At 62.8% G+C, this 20,205-nt stretch carries 17 protein-coding genes; 10 read left to right on the top strand and 7 right to left on the bottom strand.

What is annotated here, in order from left to right; all coding sequences use genetic code 11:
- Positions 1-11: 11 nt before the first annotated feature.
- The 5 genes from HF027_RS13640 to HF027_RS13620 all read left to right on the top strand — a co-directional run bounded on the left by HF027_RS13640 (position 12) and on the right by HF027_RS13620 (position 5,261).
- Positions 12-584, top strand: a complete 573-nt coding sequence (locus tag HF027_RS13640; RefSeq protein ID WP_245184829.1) for a transglycosylase SLT domain-containing protein — start codon at positions 12-14, stop codon at positions 582-584.
- Positions 585-774: 190 nt separating this feature from the next.
- A complete protein-coding gene (locus HF027_RS13635; protein WP_245184818.1) occupies positions 775-1,395 on the top strand; it encodes a cupredoxin domain-containing protein in 621 nt (206 codons plus the stop codon).
- 7 nt (positions 1,396-1,402) lie between these two features.
- Positions 1,403-3,718, top strand: coding sequence for a bifunctional diguanylate cyclase/phosphodiesterase (locus HF027_RS13630; RefSeq protein ID WP_168016561.1), 2,316 nt, complete (start codon positions 1,403-1,405; stop codon positions 3,716-3,718).
- A 17-nt stretch (positions 3,719-3,735) separates the two neighbouring features.
- Positions 3,736-4,662 carry a DUF3034 family protein gene (locus HF027_RS13625; protein WP_168016559.1) on the top strand — a complete coding sequence of 309 codons (927 nt, stop codon included), beginning with the start codon at positions 3,736-3,738 and terminating at the stop codon, positions 4,660-4,662.
- Positions 4,663-4,769: 107 nt separating this feature from the next.
- A complete protein-coding gene (locus tag HF027_RS13620) occupies positions 4,770-5,261 on the top strand; it encodes a group I truncated hemoglobin (RefSeq protein ID WP_168016557.1) in 492 nt (163 codons plus the stop codon).
- Positions 5,262-5,493: 232 nt separating this feature from the next.
- Here HF027_RS13620 and ccoM read toward each other — a convergent pair whose 3' ends face one another.
- From ccoM to rfaH, 3 genes are all read right to left on the bottom strand, one after another.
- Positions 5,494-5,616 carry a cytochrome c oxidase subunit CcoM gene (gene ccoM / locus HF027_RS15775; RefSeq protein WP_280730186.1) on the bottom strand — a complete coding sequence of 41 codons (123 nt, stop codon included), beginning with the start codon at positions 5,614-5,616 and terminating at the stop codon, positions 5,494-5,496.
- A gap of 187 nt (positions 5,617-5,803) precedes the next feature.
- Positions 5,804-6,310 carry an FKBP-type peptidyl-prolyl cis-trans isomerase gene (locus tag HF027_RS13615; protein WP_168016555.1) on the bottom strand — a complete coding sequence of 169 codons (507 nt, stop codon included), beginning with the start codon at positions 6,308-6,310 and terminating at the stop codon, positions 5,804-5,806.
- A gap of 39 nt (positions 6,311-6,349) precedes the next feature.
- Positions 6,350-6,892, bottom strand: coding sequence for a transcription/translation regulatory transformer protein RfaH (gene rfaH, locus HF027_RS13610; protein ID WP_168016553.1), 543 nt, complete (start codon positions 6,890-6,892; stop codon positions 6,350-6,352).
- A gap of 252 nt (positions 6,893-7,144) precedes the next feature.
- On the opposite strand from rfaH, the gene HF027_RS13605 reads away from it, so the two are divergent.
- Positions 7,145-8,512, top strand: coding sequence for an AmpG family muropeptide MFS transporter (locus HF027_RS13605; RefSeq protein ID WP_168016551.1), 1,368 nt, complete (start codon positions 7,145-7,147; stop codon positions 8,510-8,512).
- A 123-nt stretch (positions 8,513-8,635) separates the two neighbouring features.
- Here HF027_RS13605 and HF027_RS13600 read toward each other — a convergent pair whose 3' ends face one another.
- Positions 8,636-10,462, bottom strand: coding sequence for an SEC-C domain-containing protein (locus tag HF027_RS13600; protein WP_168016549.1), 1,827 nt, complete (start codon positions 10,460-10,462; stop codon positions 8,636-8,638).
- A gap of 141 nt (positions 10,463-10,603) precedes the next feature.
- Positions 10,604-11,500: a homocysteine S-methyltransferase family protein gene (locus HF027_RS13595; RefSeq protein WP_168016547.1), complete on the bottom strand. Its 897-nt coding sequence runs from the start codon at positions 11,498-11,500 to the stop codon at positions 10,604-10,606.
- Positions 11,501-11,755: 255 nt separating this feature from the next.
- Here HF027_RS13595 and HF027_RS13590 point away from each other — a divergent pair, with 255 nt between their 5' ends.
- A complete protein-coding gene (locus HF027_RS13590; RefSeq protein WP_245184804.1) occupies positions 11,756-13,693 on the top strand; it encodes a hypothetical protein in 1,938 nt (645 codons plus the stop codon).
- 31 nt (positions 13,694-13,724) lie between these two features.
- On the opposite strand, the gene HF027_RS13585 is transcribed toward HF027_RS13590, so the two are convergent.
- Positions 13,725-14,972, bottom strand: coding sequence for an ABC1 kinase family protein (locus tag HF027_RS13585; protein WP_168016543.1), 1,248 nt, complete (start codon positions 14,970-14,972; stop codon positions 13,725-13,727).
- Positions 14,973-15,107: 135 nt separating this feature from the next.
- On the opposite strand from HF027_RS13585, the gene HF027_RS13580 reads away from it, so the two are divergent.
- Both HF027_RS13580 and HF027_RS13575 read left to right on the top strand, forming a co-directional pair.
- Positions 15,108-17,150 carry a DNA topoisomerase III gene (locus HF027_RS13580; protein ID WP_168016541.1) on the top strand — a complete coding sequence of 681 codons (2,043 nt, stop codon included), beginning with the start codon at positions 15,108-15,110 and terminating at the stop codon, positions 17,148-17,150.
- A complete protein-coding gene (locus tag HF027_RS13575; protein WP_168016539.1) occupies positions 17,147-18,121 on the top strand; it encodes a ketopantoate reductase family protein in 975 nt (324 codons plus the stop codon). The genes HF027_RS13580 and HF027_RS13575 overlap by 4 nt, the downstream gene beginning before the upstream one ends.
- A 34-nt stretch (positions 18,122-18,155) precedes the next feature.
- Here HF027_RS13575 and HF027_RS13570 read toward each other — a convergent pair whose 3' ends face one another.
- On the bottom strand, positions 18,156-19,049 hold the full coding sequence (locus tag HF027_RS13570; RefSeq protein ID WP_168016537.1) for a prenyltransferase: 894 nt from the start codon (positions 19,047-19,049) through the stop codon (positions 18,156-18,158).
- 493 nt (positions 19,050-19,542) lie between these two features.
- On the opposite strand from HF027_RS13570, the gene HF027_RS13565 reads away from it, so the two are divergent.
- Positions 19,543-20,025, top strand: a complete 483-nt coding sequence (locus HF027_RS13565; protein WP_342448745.1) for a DUF411 domain-containing protein — start codon at positions 19,543-19,545, stop codon at positions 20,023-20,025.
- The last annotated feature ends 180 nt before the right edge of the window (positions 20,026-20,205 follow it).

Below are 20,205 nucleotides of genomic sequence, written 5' to 3'. Positions count from 1 at the left end.
GACGGGCAGTGATGCTGAGCATCATGCTCGTTGGCGCGATGCTGCTACCCACTGACGCCATGGCCCGAACCTCGCCTGGTTCGGGCTATTCAGCCCCCCTTCACCAAACCCTTGAAGGCGTGCTCGATACGCCAAGAGCTGCCATCGATTTCTGGGCAGATCGCCAGTGGCGATCTGCCATGGCAGCACCACTATCCCGCTTCGTAGAAGACCCCGAACGTCGCGCCCTGCTGCTGGACACCATCCAGCAGGAGGCACGACTGGCAGGGCTTGCCCCTGGCATCGTGATGGCTGTCATCCAGGTCGAAAGCGCCTTTCAGGCCAATGCCGTCTCCAGCGCCGGCGCTCAAGGCCTGATGCAGGTGATGCCTTTCTGGGTCGAGGCCCTTGGTCGACCCGATGATGATTTATTTGATCCCCTTCTCAACCTCCGCTACGGGTGTACCATTCTTGCTCACTACCTGGCGGTAGAGGGTGGCGACCTGATCCGAGCTCTCGCCCGCTACAATGGCAGTCGTGGCGAGACGTGGTATCCCGAGCGGGTCATGCGCACCTGGCGACAGCGTTGGTGGATAGCCCCTTGATATGCCCCATGGTTCTCAGTATTAGTGCAATAGCGCTACTAAACGTTGCCACTCGCGCTGATCCGCTCATTGCCGATGGTTCATGTAATGCAATGTTCTGGCTGCCCGCGTGAAACCCGCGAAATAAGGATCTCTAGTGCCCCGCCTTGCTAATGTTTTGTTGTGTTCGCTAGTAGTGGCTTCTACTCTCTTGAACAGTCTTGTTGCCCAGGCCGCGCTCATTACCGTCACCAATGCGGCAACCGGCGCGCCCCTGGCTGATGCGGTCGTCGAGGTCAGCGTCGCTGACGGCGCGCAGCCAGACGCCACCTCATCGGTCGAGGTATTTCAACGCAACGCGACCTTCCACCCACATGTCAGCGCCGTACCGGTAGGCACCCGCGTCACTTTTCCCAATCGCGATACCTCCCGTCACCATGTCTATTCCTTCTCGCCCACCGGCGTCTTCGATCTCAACCTGTACCGGCAAGAAACACCGCCGCCCGTCCACTTCAACAAAGCCGGCGTGGCCGTGATTGGGTGTAATATCCACGACGACATGCAAGCCTTCATTGTCATCAGTAACGCAGGGTACCGGGGAGTCACCGATCAGAACGGTAAGGTGAACCTTGAACAACTACCGCCTGGCGAGCACCGCTTGAGGGTATGGCATACTCGCCTGGAGGCATCCCATCAGCAATGGTGGGACGCCCCTGACCCGATCAGCGCCGACGATCAGCGAGCGGTTTCCCTGACGCTGACAGTCCCTCCCGAACCTGCCTCCCAACCATCATCATTGCAGCAGCGTTTCAATCGCGCCATGACCGAGTGAGGCAAGCATGAGCTTTCGTTCCCGACTATTGATCACCATGCTGTCGGTGGTGATTCTCGCTCAGGTAGTCACGGCCGTGGCGACCCTGAGTGCGATCCGGTCCGATATCATGGCCTCAGGTGAGCGTGACCTGGATGTCGGCCTGAGTGTACTGCGCGAGGTGCTTGATGCCCGCGGGCAGCGGCTGCGAGATACTGTCGATATCCTGACCGATGACTTTGGCTTCAAGAGCGCCGTGGCGACCCAGGACACCGCCACACTCGAATCGGTGCTGATCAACCATGGCAGCCGCGCCGAGGCGGATATGGTGCTGCTTGCCGACCCCAATGGACGCCTGCTGGCCAGCAGCCACCATGAAACCGGCAGCCAACTGCCGTTCGAAGGGTTATGGAGCGAAGCTCAGAACAATCAGGGCAGCGTCGAGGTCGTGCTTCAGGACGGCGTGCCCTATCAATTCGTCCTGCTACCGGTGCGGGCTCCCAACCTGATCGGCTGGGCAGGCATGGGCTTTCGCCTGGATGACCAGCTTGCCCAAGAGATCGACAACCTCACCCAGCTGCCTGTCACCTTCATTGGCCACCCACTGGACCAAGCCAATGCCGGCTATGTCGCCACCTCTCGTACTGACCTGCCAGCGGGTGAAGTCACGCAACTCCTGACAACCCTCGGTAGTATGGGCAATGTCAAAGACCTGGATGCCAATGCCGACCACTTGACTCGTGCTCGCTTGCTGCGTCGCACCAGTGAAGATGAGGCCTTCGCCCTTATTCAGGCGTCTCGCAAGAGCTTGCTGGCACCTTATCGTGATATTCAGTGGCAACTGCTGATCCTGTTCGCCGCTACGCTAACCCTGACGGCCCTGGTCGCAGCCTTGAGTGCGAGAAGCATCAGCCGACCGCTTCGCCGACTCGCCAAAGCCGCCAGACGCATCGGCCAGGGTGAGCGCATTACGGATCTAGACATCCATCAAGGCGGTGAAATGCGTGTGCTGGCGGATACGCTGCTGACCATGCAAGAGGATATCGCGCAGCGCGAGGAGATCCTGCTGCATCAATCTCGGCATGATCCCTTGACTGATCTGCCCAATCGCACCTCCGCACAGCACGATGTGCAGCGCGATATTGCCGAGGCTCGCGAATTCACCCTACTGCGCCTGGCGATCGCTGACTTCCGACGCATCAATGACACCTTCGGCTACGCCCTTGGCGATCAAGTGTTGATCACGCTTTCACAACGCTTGCTGCAGTTACCCTCACCGGCCGCTCAGGTCTATCGCATGGGGGGTGACGAATTCATGATGCGCCTGAATGCCCCCGCCTGCCCCATCGACTGGCTCGACACCATTCAGCAGACGCTATCGGAACCGATCGACCTGGATGGTTCACCGATCATTGTGCGGTTGTCGTTTGGCGAGGTTCGTTATCCTGAAGATGGCGACACCTCGCATCTGCTGCTTCGCCGTTCTGATGTGGCGCTGGATATTGCCCGCCGCCATCATCATGCCCATCAGCGCTATATCGTGGGTCAGGACGAGCGACATCTTCGCCAGCTGACGCTGATCCGCGACCTGCATAACGCGGTCGAGCAGGACCAACTGACAATGGTCTATCAGCCCAAGGTCATGGCCCAGAACGGCGCCATCGTCCAGTTCGAGGCGCTGATGCGCTGGCAGCATCCCACGCTCGGCTTCGTTCCACCCGACGAGTTCATCGCACTGGCCGAACGGTCCGGCAATATCCGCCTGCTCAGTGCCTGGATGATCGACACCGTATGCGCCCAACTGCAGGAGTGGCAGTCCAAGGGGCTGGACCTGCGTGTCGCCATCAACCTGTCTGCTGACGATGTCATGGACGAGACCCTGGCGACCCGACTTAAAACGAGTCTCGTCCAACATGATCTGGGACCCGATCAGCTGGGGCTTGAAGTCACCGAAAGCGCGATCATCAAGGACCCGGAACTCGCCACGCGGCACCTGGAAGAACTGCGCGTGGCCGGATTGACGCTGGCCATCGACGACTTCGGTACCGGCTATTCATCACTGGCTCAGCTCAAGCGACTGCCTGTTCAGGAGCTCAAGATCGATAAGTCCTTCATTCTGCGGCTGGATACGTCTCCTGATGACGAGGTCATCGTGCGCTCGACCATTGAGCTTGGTAAGAACCTTGGCCTCAAGGTCGTCGCCGAGGGCGTCGAGACCGAGGAAAGCCGTGCCATGTTGCAAGGCTTCGGCTGCCACTACCTCCAAGGCTATCTGATCGCCCGACCTCTTCCAGCGGCCGAGGTTTCGGCCTGGGTCGAGCAGTACCGTATTCAGCAGACATAGACACAAGGAACTCAAGGATGGGGCGATCCCGCACTCAGGTACGCTCGCGACGCTTGCCGGGTAACCAGCGGCAGCGTGCAAAGCACAAACGTTCAACGTTGTCTTGTATCCCGGCGAGCCTTGCCGTTTTGGTCCTTGCCGCATTGCTAAGTGCCCCCACGGCTCAAGCCGGCAGTCGCCTGCTCGCCACTGGCGGTGTGACACAGATTGAAGGCGCCGCCGGTGGCGGAGTCTCCCCCTGGGCGGTGCTTGCCGGTACCGCAAGTGAAGGCGAAGTCTCAACGACGGCCAGCATCACCCAGGCACGGGTCGACGACTATTCCTTGGCAATGGCCGGCGTTGCGGGCAACTTTCATAACCGCCTGGAAGTGTCGCTCGCCCGTCAGCGCCTTGATCTGGACACCCTTGGCGGTCGCCTTGAGCAGGACATCCTGGGCGCCAAGCTTCGCCTCTACGGTGACCCGCTATATGACACCTGGGGCACCTGGAGCCTCGGGGTTCAGCGCAAGCGTATGGTCGACGGTGACCTGGCCAAGGCCCTTGGCGCCAGGGACACGCAGGGCACCGACATCTATCTTGCCACCAGCAAGCTCTGGTTTGCGGCGATTGGGGGGCGCAACCTGCTGACCAACCTGACCCTGCGTTCGACGCGCGCCAATCAAGGGGGACTCTTAGGTTTCGGCGGCGATGAACAATCAGGCCGCTCGCTGGTCGTGGAGGGGTCGCTGGGACTGATGCTCACGCCCAGCTGGATCGTCGGGGTCGAGTATCGTCAGAAGCCGGATAATCTGAGTGTCGCCGCCGAAAGCCACTGGCGTGATGTCTATGTGGCGCATTTCTTCAACAAGCACGTCTCACTGACCGGTGCCTGGCTCGATCTTGGCGATATTGCCGGCCTTGCCGACCAGCAAGGCGGCTATCTCTCGCTGCAGGTGGCGTTATGACCACATCTTCTCTCATCGCACTTGGGGCTTCTCGTGGTGCCGCCTTACGCCACACTTTCTTGCGCAAAACCTCTTGCCCCGTGACGCTCAAATCGTTCGCTTCGTCTATGGCCCTTGCCATCGGGCTTTCAGTGCTGGGCGGCTGTGCCAACGCTACCTCTCCCCACAAGGTGGATGCAAGGCATGAGCGCGCTATCACGGCGGAGGCAGGGACTGAGGCTGAAGTACGCCGCGGTGACACAACGCTGTATACGGCGCTTGGCGGAAAGCCCGTCATCGACGACGTGGTCAATGACTTTCTCTACCGGATTGCCGATGACGAACGTATCCGTCACTTCTTCGTCAATACGGACATCGATCACTTCCAAGTCACTTTTGCCACTCAGCTGTGCGACATCAGTAACGGCCCTTGCGACTATCAAGGCCCTTCCATGGCTCGAGCGCATCAGCACATGGGACTCACCGAGGTGCATTTCAATGCCATGGTCGAACACCTGCGCGCCGCCCTGATAGAACAGGGCGTGTCGGCCGGTCCGCGTAACCAATTACTCGGTCGCCTCGCCCGCCTGCATGATGCGGTCATGCTGCGCCAGCCGTAAGATGGAAAACAAGCATGCACGCGTGCCCCTTCCCGTGCCTGCATCAGCTGCATGGATCAGTTGCATGGATCAGCTGCATGGATCAGCTGCATGGATCAGCTGCATGGATCAGCTGCATGTATCAGGTACGGGCACAAAAAAGCCGGCCCGAAGGCCGGCTACTGGAGGCAATACCTCCTTCCCCTGACGACTCATGTCGCGGCGCCCGAATCCCCTTACCGGAATCCTTGCTTCAGTGCCGATGCTTGTCCTTGCGCCGGTGATCGCGAATCACAAAACCGACCCAGCCGATCATGAAGACGATCATCAGCCCAACGGTCCCCAGTCCGAAAACGACTGTTTCATCCCAGTACATGGCCCTTCTCCTGCCGCGACGTGATGGTGTCACTCTAGCGAGCCGGGACAGACAGGGGGTTGACGTGGATCAACTTTCCACCAGCGCTCTGATATAGCGTCATCAAGGATTGATCTACATCAGCTATCGCGCGCTCAAGCCCCCGCCTGACTCTCGAGTATTGAGGCTCGTGGAGCACAGCCGCGGGTCAAAGCACCTTGCGATCCTCGACCTTGGTATGATCGGTGCCTTCTGGCAGCGGATGCCCCTTGGCGAGTTCGGCTCGCGTCGCCTCGCGTACCGATAGCACCTCTAGGTCATAGGTGAGCGTCTCACCGGCCAGCGGGTGGTTGGTATCGACGGTCACCTGGGTAGCGCCCACGTCAAGCACGGTAACCACCTGAGGCCCATCCTCGCCCGGGGTCTGAAAGCGCATGCCCGGCGCCAGGTCGGCCACCGGGAAGGAACCACGGCCAACCTTCTGGACCTTGGCCTCGTCGCGCTGGCCATAGGCCTCATCCGGGCCAAGGGTCACCGTCAGGGTGTCGCCGGCGGCATGGCCTGCCAGGGCATGCTCGAGGCCGGGCACGATATTGACATGGCCGTGCAGGTAGTCGAGAGGCGTGTCACGGGCACGGGAGTCATCGAGTACCGTGCCAGCGGCATCCAAAAGACGATAATGCAGGCTGATGACCCGGTGAGGGGCAATTTGCATGAGGAATACTCCTTGAAAACGGATCACGCCGCCCGGCGGTTATTGGGGGCGACGTAGCTGGGCGACGGGGATCTCCAGACGCTGCTGCTTGTGCAGCATGTTGAGCAGCACGATGGCACGCTCCTCGCCTCTTTGGGATTCGAAGACGGCCTTGAGATCCTGAAAGGGGCCCTCGGTGATTTCAACGCTCTCGCCGGCGCGAAAATAGACGTTAGCCGTCTCGTCGTCTGGCGCCGTGCTGGCATTCTGCCTCAGCATCTCAATCAGGCTGTCAGCCACTGCCACCGGCTCTTCGCCGAAGGTCAGCAACTTAAGCACGCCTCGGGTCGAGCGGATCGGCCGCCAGTTGCTGGCGATGCGGTCCAGACGAATGAACAGGTAATAGGGAAACAGCGGTTCGGCGACCCAGGTAAGCTTGCCGCGGCGTTTCTTCTGCACCTCGAGCACGGGATGAAAAACATCAAACGCCTGATTGGCGAGGTGTTCGGCAGCACGGAATGACTCCCCTCCCTTGCACTGGATCACATACCAGCGCGCAACGGCATCGGCGTCAGGCCCCTGCTCCTCGATGGCATCACTCATAAGCCTCCCTTCTCCTTGTACGCATCCTTGGCAGCGACTGGCGCACTTGTCACACTTGCCGGACTCATCGCTCTCGTCACACTGGCATCCTGGGTCTCATGGACAAAGATATCGTGCCCAGCGGCATGATATCGCCGCCCATAGACAACGATAAGTATTTGATTTTTCATAGCGTCATACGACGTGGTTCGAGCTCATTCTAGCATCGACCTCCGACCGCGTGTACGACCCACCCTGATCCGGAGTGTTTCGATGCCCTCGTTATCCCCACGCCGTAGCTGGCGCGACGCCTTGGCGGTTTACCTGCGCGCGCCGGTCATCACCATGCTGTTCCTGGGGTTTTCCGCCGGCCTGCCATTCCTGCTGGTGTTCTCTACGCTGTCGGCCTGGATGCGCAGCGATGGTGTCGAGGTGGCAGCCATCGGCTTCTTCGCCTGGATCGGCATCCTCTATTCGATCAAGTTCTTCTGGGCGCCGGTGGTCGATCGCCTGGCGCTGCCAGGGTTGACCCGCTGGCTCGGCCAGCGCCGTGGCTGGATGTTGCTGGCCCAGGTGATGATCGCCGCGGGACTCGTGGGCCTTTCAAGCCTGGCCCCGAAGGATGATCTTGTGCTGGTGGCGGCTTTTGCTCTGTTGGTGGCGTTTGGCTCCGCCACTCAGGACATCGCGATCGACGCCTTTCGCATCGAATCCGCCCCCGAGGACGTGCAGGCCGCCATGGCCTCGACCTATATCATCGGCTACCGGGGAGGGCTGATCGCCGCCGGTGCAGGGGCCCTTTACGTCGCCTCGCTGATGTCCTGGCAGATGGCCTATCTCGCCATGGCCGCACTGGTCGGTGTCGGCATGCTGACCGTGCTGGTTCGCCCGGAGCCAGAAAGGTCGTCACTTTCCGTTCAGCTGATCCACGAGCCCCGGGTACGGGCTTTTCTGAGGATGACCCGTGGCCGTCCCCGCGCCCTGCGCCGGCTGGGTGCCTGGGTTATCGGCGCAGTGGTCTGCCCCTTCACCGACTTCTTTGCGCGCCATGGGCGCCAGGCCCTGTGGCTTTTGGTGTTCGTCGGGGTTTTTCGCATCAGCGATCTGGCGATGGCATCGATGGCCAACCCCCTCTATATCGATCTGGGCTTCTCGCTGGCGACCATTGCCAATGTCACCAACGTTTTCGGCATTGCGATGAGCATCGGCGGCGGGATTCTCGGTGGGCTCCTGGTGGTGCGCTATGGCATCGGGCCAATATTGGTCCTTGGCGCCGTGGCGGCGGCCGTGACCAACCTGCTGTTCGCCTCGCTGGCCCTGGCAGGCGACAGTCTGGCGATGCTGGTCACCACCATCACGGCTGACAATCTCGCCAATGGGCTGGCCAGCGCCGTCTTCATTGCCTTCCTGTCGAGCCTGACCTCGCGGGCCTACACGGCCACGCAATATGCACTCTTCTCGTCACTGATGACCCTGCCCGGCAAGTTCCTGAGCGGCTTCGGCGGCATGGTGGTCACCTCCGAGGGCTATCCGACCTTCTTCGTGGTGGCATCGATCCTGGGCCTTCCGGCGATCCTGCTGGCCCTGTGGATCTACCGTCGGTCATCACTGTTCACGCAGCCGGTACCCAGCGGTCACTGATGCGCATCGGGCCGCGATAGGAATCGCGGCCCGATGCAGGATCGAATATACACCCGTCTTGCTGACAAGGGCGCTGTGACTCAGAGAGTCAGGTAATCAAGGGCCAGCCAAAAGATGCTGGCCTCATGGTTTGCTCCCCTGCCACTGTGCCTCGAGCCATTCCAGCGCCCCTTGTGTGTTTGACCATTGGTCGCGCATCAAGGTGCGATATTGCCAGGCCTCGGCGCGACTGCCAGGCTCCGGGGCGTCTGCCTGACGTCCTCGCACTTCGCGCCCTTGAGGGTCACAGAGCATCGCCAGCACGTGGGGGTTGAGCTCGCGCACTTCCTTCAACGCCTCGCTTGCCTCATCAAAGCGCTCGAGACGATAAAGCGCCAGCACCCGGCCCATCAGCACACCCAGCAAAGGCGGCGTCTCGTTTGCCTGCAGGCTGACCTCGAGGGCCCGTTTGTTGCGATTCTCGCGCAGCAGCTGATCGAGCACGAGTTCACGCAGCCCCAGAGAATCCTGAGCGTCAAGCGTCAGCAGCCGCTCGGCGAGTTCACGGGACCGCTCACGGGCACCGCGCTCCATCCCCACCACCAGGGCAAGACCGGTGCGCAAAAGCACCGCATTATCGGCGGCGTCCCATTCGAAGTCGCCCTCCCCTTCGCTCTCGAGCTGGGTCAACCAGCGCTCGAGGCGAACCGCCAACGGCTCGAAGAGGCTCGGCGCCATCCAGGGCAGGCTGCCAAAGCGGCTGGTCAGCGCCAGGGTCAGCGACTGCACGACCTGTGGTGAGTCGAGCCACTCAGGATGCGCGCACAGCTCACCTAGCCACTCGCTGGCATGGGGCCAGGGGTCATCCACGAATCCCAGTGCAGCCTCTTCATCGACCAGCACTTGGAAGTGCTGCTGCCAGGCCGCAAACAGCGTGTCCTGACGAGCCGTGGTATGAAACTCGAGGCCGTTCTCGTTGGTCCGCGTGAACTCGAGGAGCGGAGCCGTCGGCAGCGACTCCAGCAACGCCTGAAGAGATGCCAGCGGGTCAGCCAGGTCTTCCTCGGAATTGACCATCTGCTCGGCAAGAGTGGCGCCGGGATTGTCGGCCAGATCGCCCAGGAACTCGAGCTGTTCGGCATCCAGATCGCCTCGACGCGACAGGCGGCGGAACCAGAAACGCGCCCGTTCGGCGGCTTCCTCCACATTGCCTTCATGAAGCAGCAGCATGGCTTCGATATAGGCCAGGGTCGGCGAATCAGGAAGCGCCTGCTGCGCCCGCACAAAGGCTTCCCGGGCGCTTGCCAGGTCATCATCGTCGAGATACATCAGGCATAATCGCTCAAGTGCCACGCCGCGAAGAAAGAGCGGGCCTCGATCGAGCACTTCATCAAGCAGGGCGGTGCGCTTGTGGTGGAACCCCCGCTCCTGATAGAGATCGATCAGTAACTCAAATGCCGGTTCGGCTTGCTCAGGCAGCCGTTCCCAATCGGCCGTCTTGAACAGCGCCTCGAGAATCTGCTGCGCACGACCGCGCTGACCACCCTCGGCGGCAATCAATCCGGCCTCGAGCAATGCCTGGGCCGGCGCGCGACCGCTGCCAAGCGCCGCCTTCAGGGTGTCGCCCTTCCATTCGCGAAGCGACAACATCCACATCAGGTGACTCGGCACCGGCCCGGGAAAGCTCACGGCCCCACAGCACTGCTTGGTCTTGAGCCCAGAGTCGCACCAGCAGGGTTCGTTGCGCTCCGGGCGCGCCAAGGGTTCACAGGCAAAATCCAGCCGCTCCAGCGGGGTCTGCGACCAGAGTTCAGGGCCTAGCGCCTGGGCCAGGGAGAGCTTGCCGCCGACCAGGGCCGGGCCATCTTCGCGCACCCAGGCCATGAAGGACGGGTAATGTTCGTTGTTGCGAATCGCCGTCAGTGCGCCGGAAGCGAAGCCCAGCAATTGTTCTACCCATACCGCCAGCATGTCTTCTCCCTTCACCGAGGCTTTGCGCAGGATAGACCCGCGCTGAGAGCCAGCATGCTATCACGCCGTCCCTGGCCCCTCATCATTGTCGATCCGGCGCGCCTTTCCTACCGCGTCTCACCCTCTGCGTGAGCACGTGGCTCAAGGCCGCACCAGCGTATGTCTGTGCTCGCCAAGCACGTCGGCAAGACGCGCGATATGCGAAGGCCCCACTTCACAGCAGCCACCGATGATGTCGATGCCAGCCTCGACCCAGCGAGTCGCTGTTTCGGTAAAGGCCTGTGGATCCAGGTCGTGGCGGACCTCGAGAGAGCTGACGGTCCCCCCGGGGGCCAGCCCTTCGATGGAGGTGAAACCATTGGGGTAGGCACCGGTCATCCCGGAGAACCCCATGAGGACATCGAGACTGGCTTCGATGGTCTCGGGTTTGCTGCAGTTGATCAGCAATGCCTGCACGCCGAGCGCCTCTGCAAGCGCTACCGCTTCTGACAACGGCTCCTGGCTACGTAGCCGATCAGGATGCGCATCGTCGAGTGTTACAGCGACCCACACCGGCAGCCCCGTTTCCGAGGCGGCCGTGGCCGCCGTGCGCATCTCATCCAATGAGGCCATCGCCTCGCAGAGCCACAGATCGACGCCCTCACCCGCCGCCACGATGCGACGATAGCTCGCCAGTGCTGCCTCGCCTGTCGGGGACTGATCGGGACGGTAGCTGGCCACCAGCGGCGGCAGACAGCCGGCAATCGCGACGTCTTCACCACAGACCGTCACGGCCTGCTGGGCAAGCTCGAGAGCCCGCCGGTGCAGCATCTCAAGCGACGATGGCTGACCGTCACGGGTCAGGCGTTCCGGCGTTGCGGTATACGTCGCAAGCGTAATCACCCGAGAACCCGCGCGGATAAAATCCTCATGCAAGCCCTGAACCACATCAGGGTACTCGCTGAGTATGTGGGTGGACCAAAGCGGGGTGGGCGGCTCGCCAGCACGACGCACGAGTTCCTGGCCCATGCCGCCGTCCAACACTACGATCGATGACATTTCTTGACTCCTGACTCGCATAGCTATTCGTATTGCATCTCGCTGCCACCTACGACAGATGATCCCAGCACGCGTGCAACGCACCATCAAGGCTATAACCTTGATTGTGGCGGGGTACGTGGCGGGGTACTCAGCGATAAACGGGGAAAGATTCTAGCATGCCCATGAAAGGGCTGTTGCGCTTGAGTGCGGGGTGCTACTGTGCCGCCCGCCGACTAGCCTAGACCTCCCCGTTTGATGCCCATGAGGGCTGCCGTGTTCGTACCCATTCCCTTTCGCCGACGTCGCAAGGACACCTCGCACGAGACATCTCGAGTCCGCCTCGAGCGCGAGGGCCGAGACGATATCGAGCGCATCACGCGTGCCGTGGAGAAGGTTCCCTGGTCGGTCAGCCTGTTGCAGATCCTGTGGACCGCCGGCCCGGTAACGCTGCTCGGCGCCTGGGGTGGCTATCTGCTCGGCTACGGTCGAGCGCCTACCGCCGATAACTACATCTTCTTCATCAGCTACACCGTGATCACCGGGGCAACTGGCATCATCGCCAACCTGGTACATCAGTTCACCGGGGCACGGCACGCCGAGAAGACGACGGCCAAGATCGAACGCGTCATCAAAGCCTTGCCGGATCTGCTGTTGACTACCCGCGATCTGATTGTCGAGAGCCTTGAAGGCGATGCCCGGCGTCGCGAGGCCGCCGCCATGTTGCTGCGCAAGCAGGACCTTTCACCGGAGGGGGTCGAATTGGCGGCCCTGGAGCTGCTGGATGATCGCGATAGTGCCCGCATCATCAGCCAGATCGACATCTATCGCCGAGTCGGCATGCATGCGCGCATCCGCGACATGGTGGCGCTCTATGGTGACACGCTGGAGCCACAGTTCCAGGAACTTGCCTCGCTGGTCCCCGAGGCCACCGACCTATTACGCGACCGTTTCACCGGCCAGGCGCCAACGCTGAAGATCGGGGTCTCACGCGATGAGAATTTCATTGAACGCGTGCTGGCAGCCATCGAGCAGGACGATGAGCTCTTGATGACGCTGCAGGATGTCGAGGAGATGCTGATCCTGGCCTTCGAGCTGATCAGCGGTCGCCAGATTCCCATGCTGACCTTCGAGTACAAGGGTCGCTGGAGACTGGCTCAGGCCTTTGATGCCTTGGAGCAGGCCCGCGCTCGCTACCGCATCACCCAAGCCACTGGCCATTCACGCCTCAAGGCACTCTCGGCCTATCTCGCCGAGCAGTCAGGCACGCTCGTCGAAGATTCGGCGTCCGGGTTACGCGCCGAGGTGCTGGTCGACCGCTCGCGCAACGCCATGGATGCGCTCGCCGAGGAGATTCAGCACTTGGCCAAAGCGGTACGAAGCGGTCAGAGCCAGCACCGTCGCGCCCTGGATCACAAGGCCGAGATGTTGGCCAACGCCATACGCCTGCTCAAACGGGTATCGGAAGCCTATGAGCAGGTAGGCCGCCAGCATGCTCAGTTACTCAAGATGGTCGAACGCTGGGAACAGATCAGCCATGCCAAGGACAGCGCCGGGGCACGCCTGCAACTGGGGCCGGGGCGCCGGGGCCTGCGCATCCGTGAGCATGTCATCGAACTCGATGACGAAGCCAAGGCCAAGGTCTGCAAGCGGCTAGACAAACACCTGGGCAGCAACGAATTCGACCAGTATCGCCGTGCGCCCCAGGGTATCGACCGAGAGCGACGTTTGTCCGTCGGCGTCGAGGTCTCCAAGCGCCTGGCGGTCGAAATCGCGCTCGCCCTGGAACCCCATATCCACCTGTCGCGACCGGCGGTGCAGCGCGCCATCAACAGCACCAATGCGGCGGATTTCGGCCAGCTTGAACCCAATTTCTCGGCGGCATTCAAGGCCGCGATGGGCGCGGCCATGGTCAAGGAGATAGAGGTCGACCTGTCACGGCCCGCCGAACAGCTGGCGCTGGCATTGGTGCGCCACTATCACGTCGAACTTGAGCCCGCGGCCATCAATTTTCTGGTCGAGCAATATGGGGCTCGGGAGGCCACGCTGAACATGCTGTCCAACTACCATGCCAATCATGGCGGCACGGACACGCCGAATGTCAGCTACCTGAGCCAGCGCCCACCCATCGTCGGCAAACCCGACCGGGATTGGTACCGCGCCCTGGTGAAAGCACGCCGAGCGCTGGGCATGAAAGGCGGTGAACGACGCTGAGGTGAGCGTCTTTCCATGCCAAGACATAGAATCAGCCTTGGCGCGCCCACTCCAGCAGCGGGCGAGCTCGCTCGGCCATGTTCAATCGAGCCTGAAGCCGCACCAGATTCCAGTAATGGCCGTTAAGGGTGCGCGACAACAGTAGCGTATCCGCTGGCGGCTGCAGGCGATCCATGGCCGCCCATACCCGCGGACTCAGCTCGCGCAAGCGCCGGTGCACCCGCACGTCGCCCAGGTCCTGTTCGCCTGGTGCGAACAAGGGGGCCACGGCCGCGGCGCTATCGCGATACAGGCTCAGCGGGGCCCCCTCGCCCTGGCGGCCGCCCATCGCCAGTAGTGCCGCATCCATGGCCATCGGATCCTCCTCGAGGGTGGCATCGAGTAGCTTAAGCATCTGCCGCAACCGCGCCTCAGGCACAGGGATCACCGCCCCCAGGTCGTAAATGATCAGGCGACCCTCGTCGTCTGCGGCGAAGTTGCCGGCGTGCGGGTCGGCATGCAACTCGCCGAAGGTAAAGAGCTCTTCGGTGATCCAATCGGCTAAACGCACCGCCAATGCCTGGCGCCGGGCATCCTCCACCTGATCCATTTCGCGTAACGGCGTGCCCGTCACGTAGTCCATGGCCAGCACTCGGGACGTGCAAAGGGCCTCGATCGGTGCCGGAATCACAATGCCATCGTTATCCGCATAGCGCGTGCGGTAGCGCGCCAGGGACGCCGCCTCGGCCCGGTAATCGAGCTCACCCCGCAGACTCTCGGCCAGTTCCTCGAAGAGCGCATCCAGGCGCGCCTGGGGCACCTTGAACCAGCGGCCCAGCCGCATCAGTCTGCGTACCTGGGCCAGGTCACTTTCCAGCACATCAGCGAGCCCCGGATACTGGATCTTGAGCACGACTGTATGGCCGTCATGCGTGGTCGCCCGATGCACCTGGCCCATCGAGGCACTGGCGAAGGGGCGTTCCTCGATCTGTGAAAACGTCGCCTTAAGATCACCATATTCGTCTTCAAGCGTGGTGCGAATCTTCTCCCAGGGCATCGGTTCCGCCTGGCGCTGCAGTCGAGCCAGCTCATCGGCCAGATCCGCAGGAAGCAGGTCGTCCCACTGAGACACGACCTGGGCAAGCTTCATCGCCGGGCCCTTGAGCTCGGAAAGGCCTTCAAAGAGCGCTTCGCCGAGCGAGCGCCAGTCGGTTTCGCCACCTAGGCGCGTCTTGAGCATCGCGCCCCCGGTGCGGGCGCCGAGGCCAAGAAGACGTCGTGTTCTGCCACGCTCACGCATAATGATACAAACCTTGTACGCATTTCATGTCAGGTTACACCTAGCGGGCAAGACTGGATACTGGAAGAATGTCCATTACTCTGGCAGTGCGACACGGTCGCTATTACCTCCATCCGCCACGCTCACGAGACCCCTATGCGCCTGATCATCGCGGAGAAACCCAGCCTTGCCCGCGCCATCGCCGAGGCCCTGCCCGGCTCGGCTCGGCGCAGTGATGGCGCCCTGACGGTCGGTGACACCACGGTGACTTGGTGTCTGGGGCATTTGCTCGAACAGGCGCCACCGGACGCCTACGACCCGGCCCTCAAGCAATGGCGCCTCGATCACCTGCCGATCCTCCCCGATCCCTGGCGCCTGATGCCTCGGCCCAAGGCGCGTGGCCAACTCGCAGTGGTTCGCCGGCTGCTCAAGGAGGCCGATAGCGTCGTGCATGCTGGCGACCCGGACCGCGAAGGGCAACTGCTGGTCCAGGAGGTACTCGACTATCTGAAATGGCGGGGACCGGTATCACGGCTGCTGGTCAACGACCTCAACCGCCCGGCAGTGGTCAAGGCACTCGGACAACTCGCCGACAACGCCGACTTCCAGGCCCTCTTCCGGGCCGCCGAGACCCGTTCGCGAGCCGACTGGCTTTACGGTATCAACCTGACCCGCGCCTGGACCCTGACCGGGCGCCAGGCGGGCCACGATGGCGTGCTGTCGGTGGGCCGGGTGCAGACGCCGGTGCTGGGGCTGGTGGTTCGCCGCGACGCCGAGATCGCCGCCTTCACACCGCGGCCCTTCCATGTGCTGTGGGTCGACCTGGCCGTCGAACACGGCGGCCTGCGGGCCTGGTGGCAACCAGGCGAGCATCATCCGCTGGATGATCAGGGACGCCTGCTCGAGCGGGCCCCCGCCGAGGCGCTGGCCGCGGGTCTGCCCGACAGCCAGGGCAAGCTCACCTCGCTTAAAGCCAAGAAGAGTCGCCAGGCCGCCCCACTGCCTTATTCGCTGTCGGCGCTGCAGGTAGACGCGGCGCGGCGCTACAAGCTCTCGGCCAAGGCGGTGCTCGATACCTGCCAGAGCCTCTACGAGCGCCACAAGCTGATCACCTACCCGCGCTCGGACTGCCGCTACCTGCCCGCCGCGCACCATGGCCCGTCGCGGCAGTCGCTGACCAGCGCCTGTCAGGGCGATGCCACCCTGGGGCCCTGGCTCGCCGGCGCCGATTTCTCCCTGCGCTCCAAGGCCTTCAACGACGCCAAGGTCAGCGCGCACCACGCCCTCTCGCCCACCGGTACCCGGCCGGACTTCTCGCGATTGTCGGCGACCGAGGCCAACGTCTTTCGGCTGATCGCCCGCAACGTGCTAGCGCAGTTCTATCCGCCGCTCGAAACCCGCGAGGTCAAGGCCGAGTTCACTATCCTCAAGGAACGCTTTCGTGCCCAGGGTCGGGAGATCCTCGCCCCGGGCTGGAAGCCGCTGTTCACCACTCGCGACGAGGCACCGCCGCTGCCGCCGCTGAAGGAGGGCGAGTCAGCCCGGGTACAGGAGGTCGGCGTCGAGGATCGTGAGACTCGTCCCCCAGAGCCCTTCAACGATGCCAGCCTGATCAAGGCGATGATGAACATCGCCCGCTACGTGGACGACCCGGCGGTCAAGCGCACCCTGCGCGACTCCGATGGCCTGGGCACCGAGGCGACGCGCGCCGGCATTATCGAGACCCTGCTCGATCGCGGCTATCTGGTGCGAAAGCAACAGGCCCTGCGCGCCACCCAGACCGGTCATGCACTGATCAACGCGCTGCCCGAAGCGGTCAGCCGCGCCGAGCGAACCGCCCTGTGGGAACAGCGCCTGACCGATATCGCCGAGGCCGGAAGCGACCCATCGCCTTTCCTCGCCGGTCTGGTCGAAGACCTGCGCGGGCTGCTCGGCGCGGCCGATGCCGGGCGTATGCGCCAGGCCTTGAGCAACGCTCGCGACGTGGCCCCCGCCGCACCGAGCGCGACCACGTCGCGGCGCAAGCCACGCGGGCAAGGCGCGAGCAAAGGCTCCACGACCAAGCGCGCCTCCGCCAAGCGCACATCGACCAAGGGCACATCATCCCAAGGCACCTCCAGCAAGCCGACCGGCAGCACTGGCGCCGCGAGCAAGACAGGTCGTTCGACGCGATGCGGCAAGAAGACGGACGACGCATGAGCCCGACAACGCAAAACACCTCTCACCAGCGCCACGCCCACCAGCAAGACCGGCCAGCACAAGGTCACTGGATCCTCGGCCCGGGTGCCGTAGGGCGACTCTTGGCCATGCGACTGGCGGGTTCGGTGCCGGTGACCCTGATCGGTCGGCGCCAGCCGCCGCTGCGTCTGACCCTGACCACACCCGAAGGCGAACACGTGACTCGCGACCTGGCGGGTGCCACCCTCGAGAGCCTGCCAACGACACCGCCCACGACGCTCCATCTGACCACCAAGGCGTACGGCGCCGAGGCGGCCATCGCGGCGCTGGCCGGCCGACTGCCGGCCGACACGCCACTGGTGCTGTGGCAAAACGGCTTCGACGTTCAGGAGACTCTGACCCGAACCTGGTCCGGGCCGGTGCTCTGTGCCAGCACCACCGAGGGCGCCTTCGTGGACGATACGCCGACCGCCGCTGGCGGCATGGATCAGGGCATCGTCCACGCCGGCCACGGCCGCACCGTGATCGGTCACCTCGACGGCGCCTACCCGGCGCTTGCCGTGTCGCTGGCCGATACCCTTAGTGCGGCCGGGCTGCCCTGTGAGGCGGTCGAGGACATCCGCGTCAGGCTATGGCACAAGCTTGTGGTCAATGCCGCCATCAATCCGCTGGTGGCGCGCTTTAAGATCCGCAACGGCCAGCTCAGGGATCGTCCCTTCCGACCAATGGTCGAGGCACTGGTGGCGGAGCTCGCCGCGATCATGGCCGCCGAGAGCATTCCCTCGCCCGTCAGTGGCTGGTCCGCTCGGGTATGGGGCGTGGTGGAAAACACTGCCAACAATCGCGCCTCGATGTTGCAGGACGTACTCGCGGAGCGACCCACCGAGATTGATGCCATCCTCGGGCCGTTGATGGAGGCTGCCCGACGGCATGGGCTGCCCGTCCCGACCCTGGCGGCGAACTACCTCGCCATGTGCCCTCCCGCCTCCTGAGCGGCGCCAACAGGCGGTGAGGGGATCGCGCTTTTCACCTCAGGCCTAGTGCTACCCCGAGCAATGCCAGGGTGCCAAGCAGGGCCGCCACATTGACGCCCAGCACCCTGGGCAGAGCCGCCGAGTCGTCCAGGGCTGCGGGCAACCGCCTTGCCACCCATAAGGCGGCAGGCAACGGCAGCATCGCCAGCCAGGCGCTACCGGGCAACCAGTTCATCAGGATGCCAAGCGCCAGCAACAGATAGCCGCCCACCAGCAACCTCGCTACCCACCGGGCCCCCGCGCCGAGCCCCAGCACGATAGGCAAATGGCGGCGCCCGACTCGGCGGTCCGCCTCCACATCGGGCAACTGGTTGATCAACAGCAGTTCGCTGACCAGCAGCAGGACAATGGTCGCCGTCACCAGCGCCGTCGCATCCACGACACCGCCCAGTGCCAGTAGGGCCCCCAGCACCATCAACGGCCCAAAGCCGAACCCCGGTGCCAGCAGGCACCACCAGGGAAGACGGGTAATCCAGCGGGTATAGCCGATCACCAGCGCCAGCCCGGCCACACCGATGATCAGGATCGGCCAGCCCCTTTGCCACAGGAAGTAAATCCCGATCATCACCGTCCCAAACAAGGCGACCATGGCCCACCACCAAACCAGGGACGCCGCACCGGGCTCAGCCGGCAGCGCTCCGCTACCACCCGAGAACGGCGTGCGGGCGGTGATCAGATCAAGGCCTGAGCGGAAATCGTCGAACTCGTTGAGCAGGTTCACCCCTGCATGGGCCAACAGGCCCCCGAGCACCACCAGGCCAACCTCATGACGCTGCACTCCCCCTTGCTGCTGCCAGGCCATGGCAATGCCCAGCAGGACGCACAAGGGGGCGAGTACCAGGAAATTGGGCCGCGAGGCACGGATGATGGCACGGCTGAACGACATCTACCCTCTCCAGTTGGAATCGATGGTTACGCAGGGCCCCGGCGCCATGTTTTATTCGCGCCGGGCCCTGAGTGTCACTTGCCCTGCCCTAGTTTCGCCGATCATCCCGAGCATTCGCATGCCATTTCAGACCGGACAGGCGAATTCCCCCCGCTTCTTGCGCTGGATCAAGGCCATTCTCGCCGCTCGGTTTTAGCCTTCCATCGTCAAGGTTAACGCCATACGGGGCAGGAGACCTGGGCCACAGGACGATTTCCCCTGCAGCTGTCGGCAGGTGGCGAGGGAGTCGCTGGCATGGATCGCCCAGGGCAACGGCACGATCGAGAATAAACCATAACGCAACAACGTTATGTTCGATGAGTTGATCATGACTGACAGAATGGCGAGGTGACCCCCGGCCACATTTGAATGTGACTTGACCCTTGGGTAAGACATTGGCTTTACGCTATAAGAATGAACGGAATGAATTTTCCAGGAGGGTTCCGCCCTGACCATGAGCAGCCGCCCCACCACCACCCCGAGAGGTCATGTCGCCATGCAAGCTCAAGTGAAAGCACTGTATCTCGCCGGCAGCCTTCTGCTGGGCGCCAGCACCGCACACGCCGCCCTGCCGGATAGCGCCCGACTCTTCAAGAACCCGTCCTGTGGTTGCTGCGAAACCTATGCCCGCCATCTAGAGGCGAGCGGCATCAATGTCGAGGTCATCGACGACGAGCCCATGGGCCAGATCAAGCATGCGGCTGGCATTCCCTACGGCCAGGGATCCTGTCATACCGTCATGATGGACGGTTACGTCATCGAAGGGCATGTTCCCGTCGCAGCCCTCGAGAGGCTCTTCGAGCAGCGCCCCGAGATCGACGGCATAGGGCTTGCCGGCATGCCCCAGGGAACACCGGGCATGCCGGGGCCGCAGCTGGCACCCTATGAGGTGTATCAATTCACTGACGGGCAGGCTACGCCGTTCATGACTCTTTAACCGGACTCGCCGTGAGTACGACGTAAACCAGTCCATCCAACCGGCGGGACAATTGCACAGTCTCGTCCCGCCAGGCCGCCTTCAGCATCCCCTCGTCGACACGCCTTGCCTTCCGGCATCACCGGCTCATGCCCATCTTTTGACTCAGGGCTTTCTTGCTAAAGAAGCCTTGAGGCGGGA

The organism is Halomonas salinarum, assembly GCF_012062845.1.
Lineage (GTDB): Bacteria > Pseudomonadota > Gammaproteobacteria > Pseudomonadales > Halomonadaceae > Onishia > Onishia salinarum.
The sequence above is the reverse complement of the archived record's forward strand: the minus strand, read 5'-3'. Positions and strand labels throughout refer to the sequence as shown.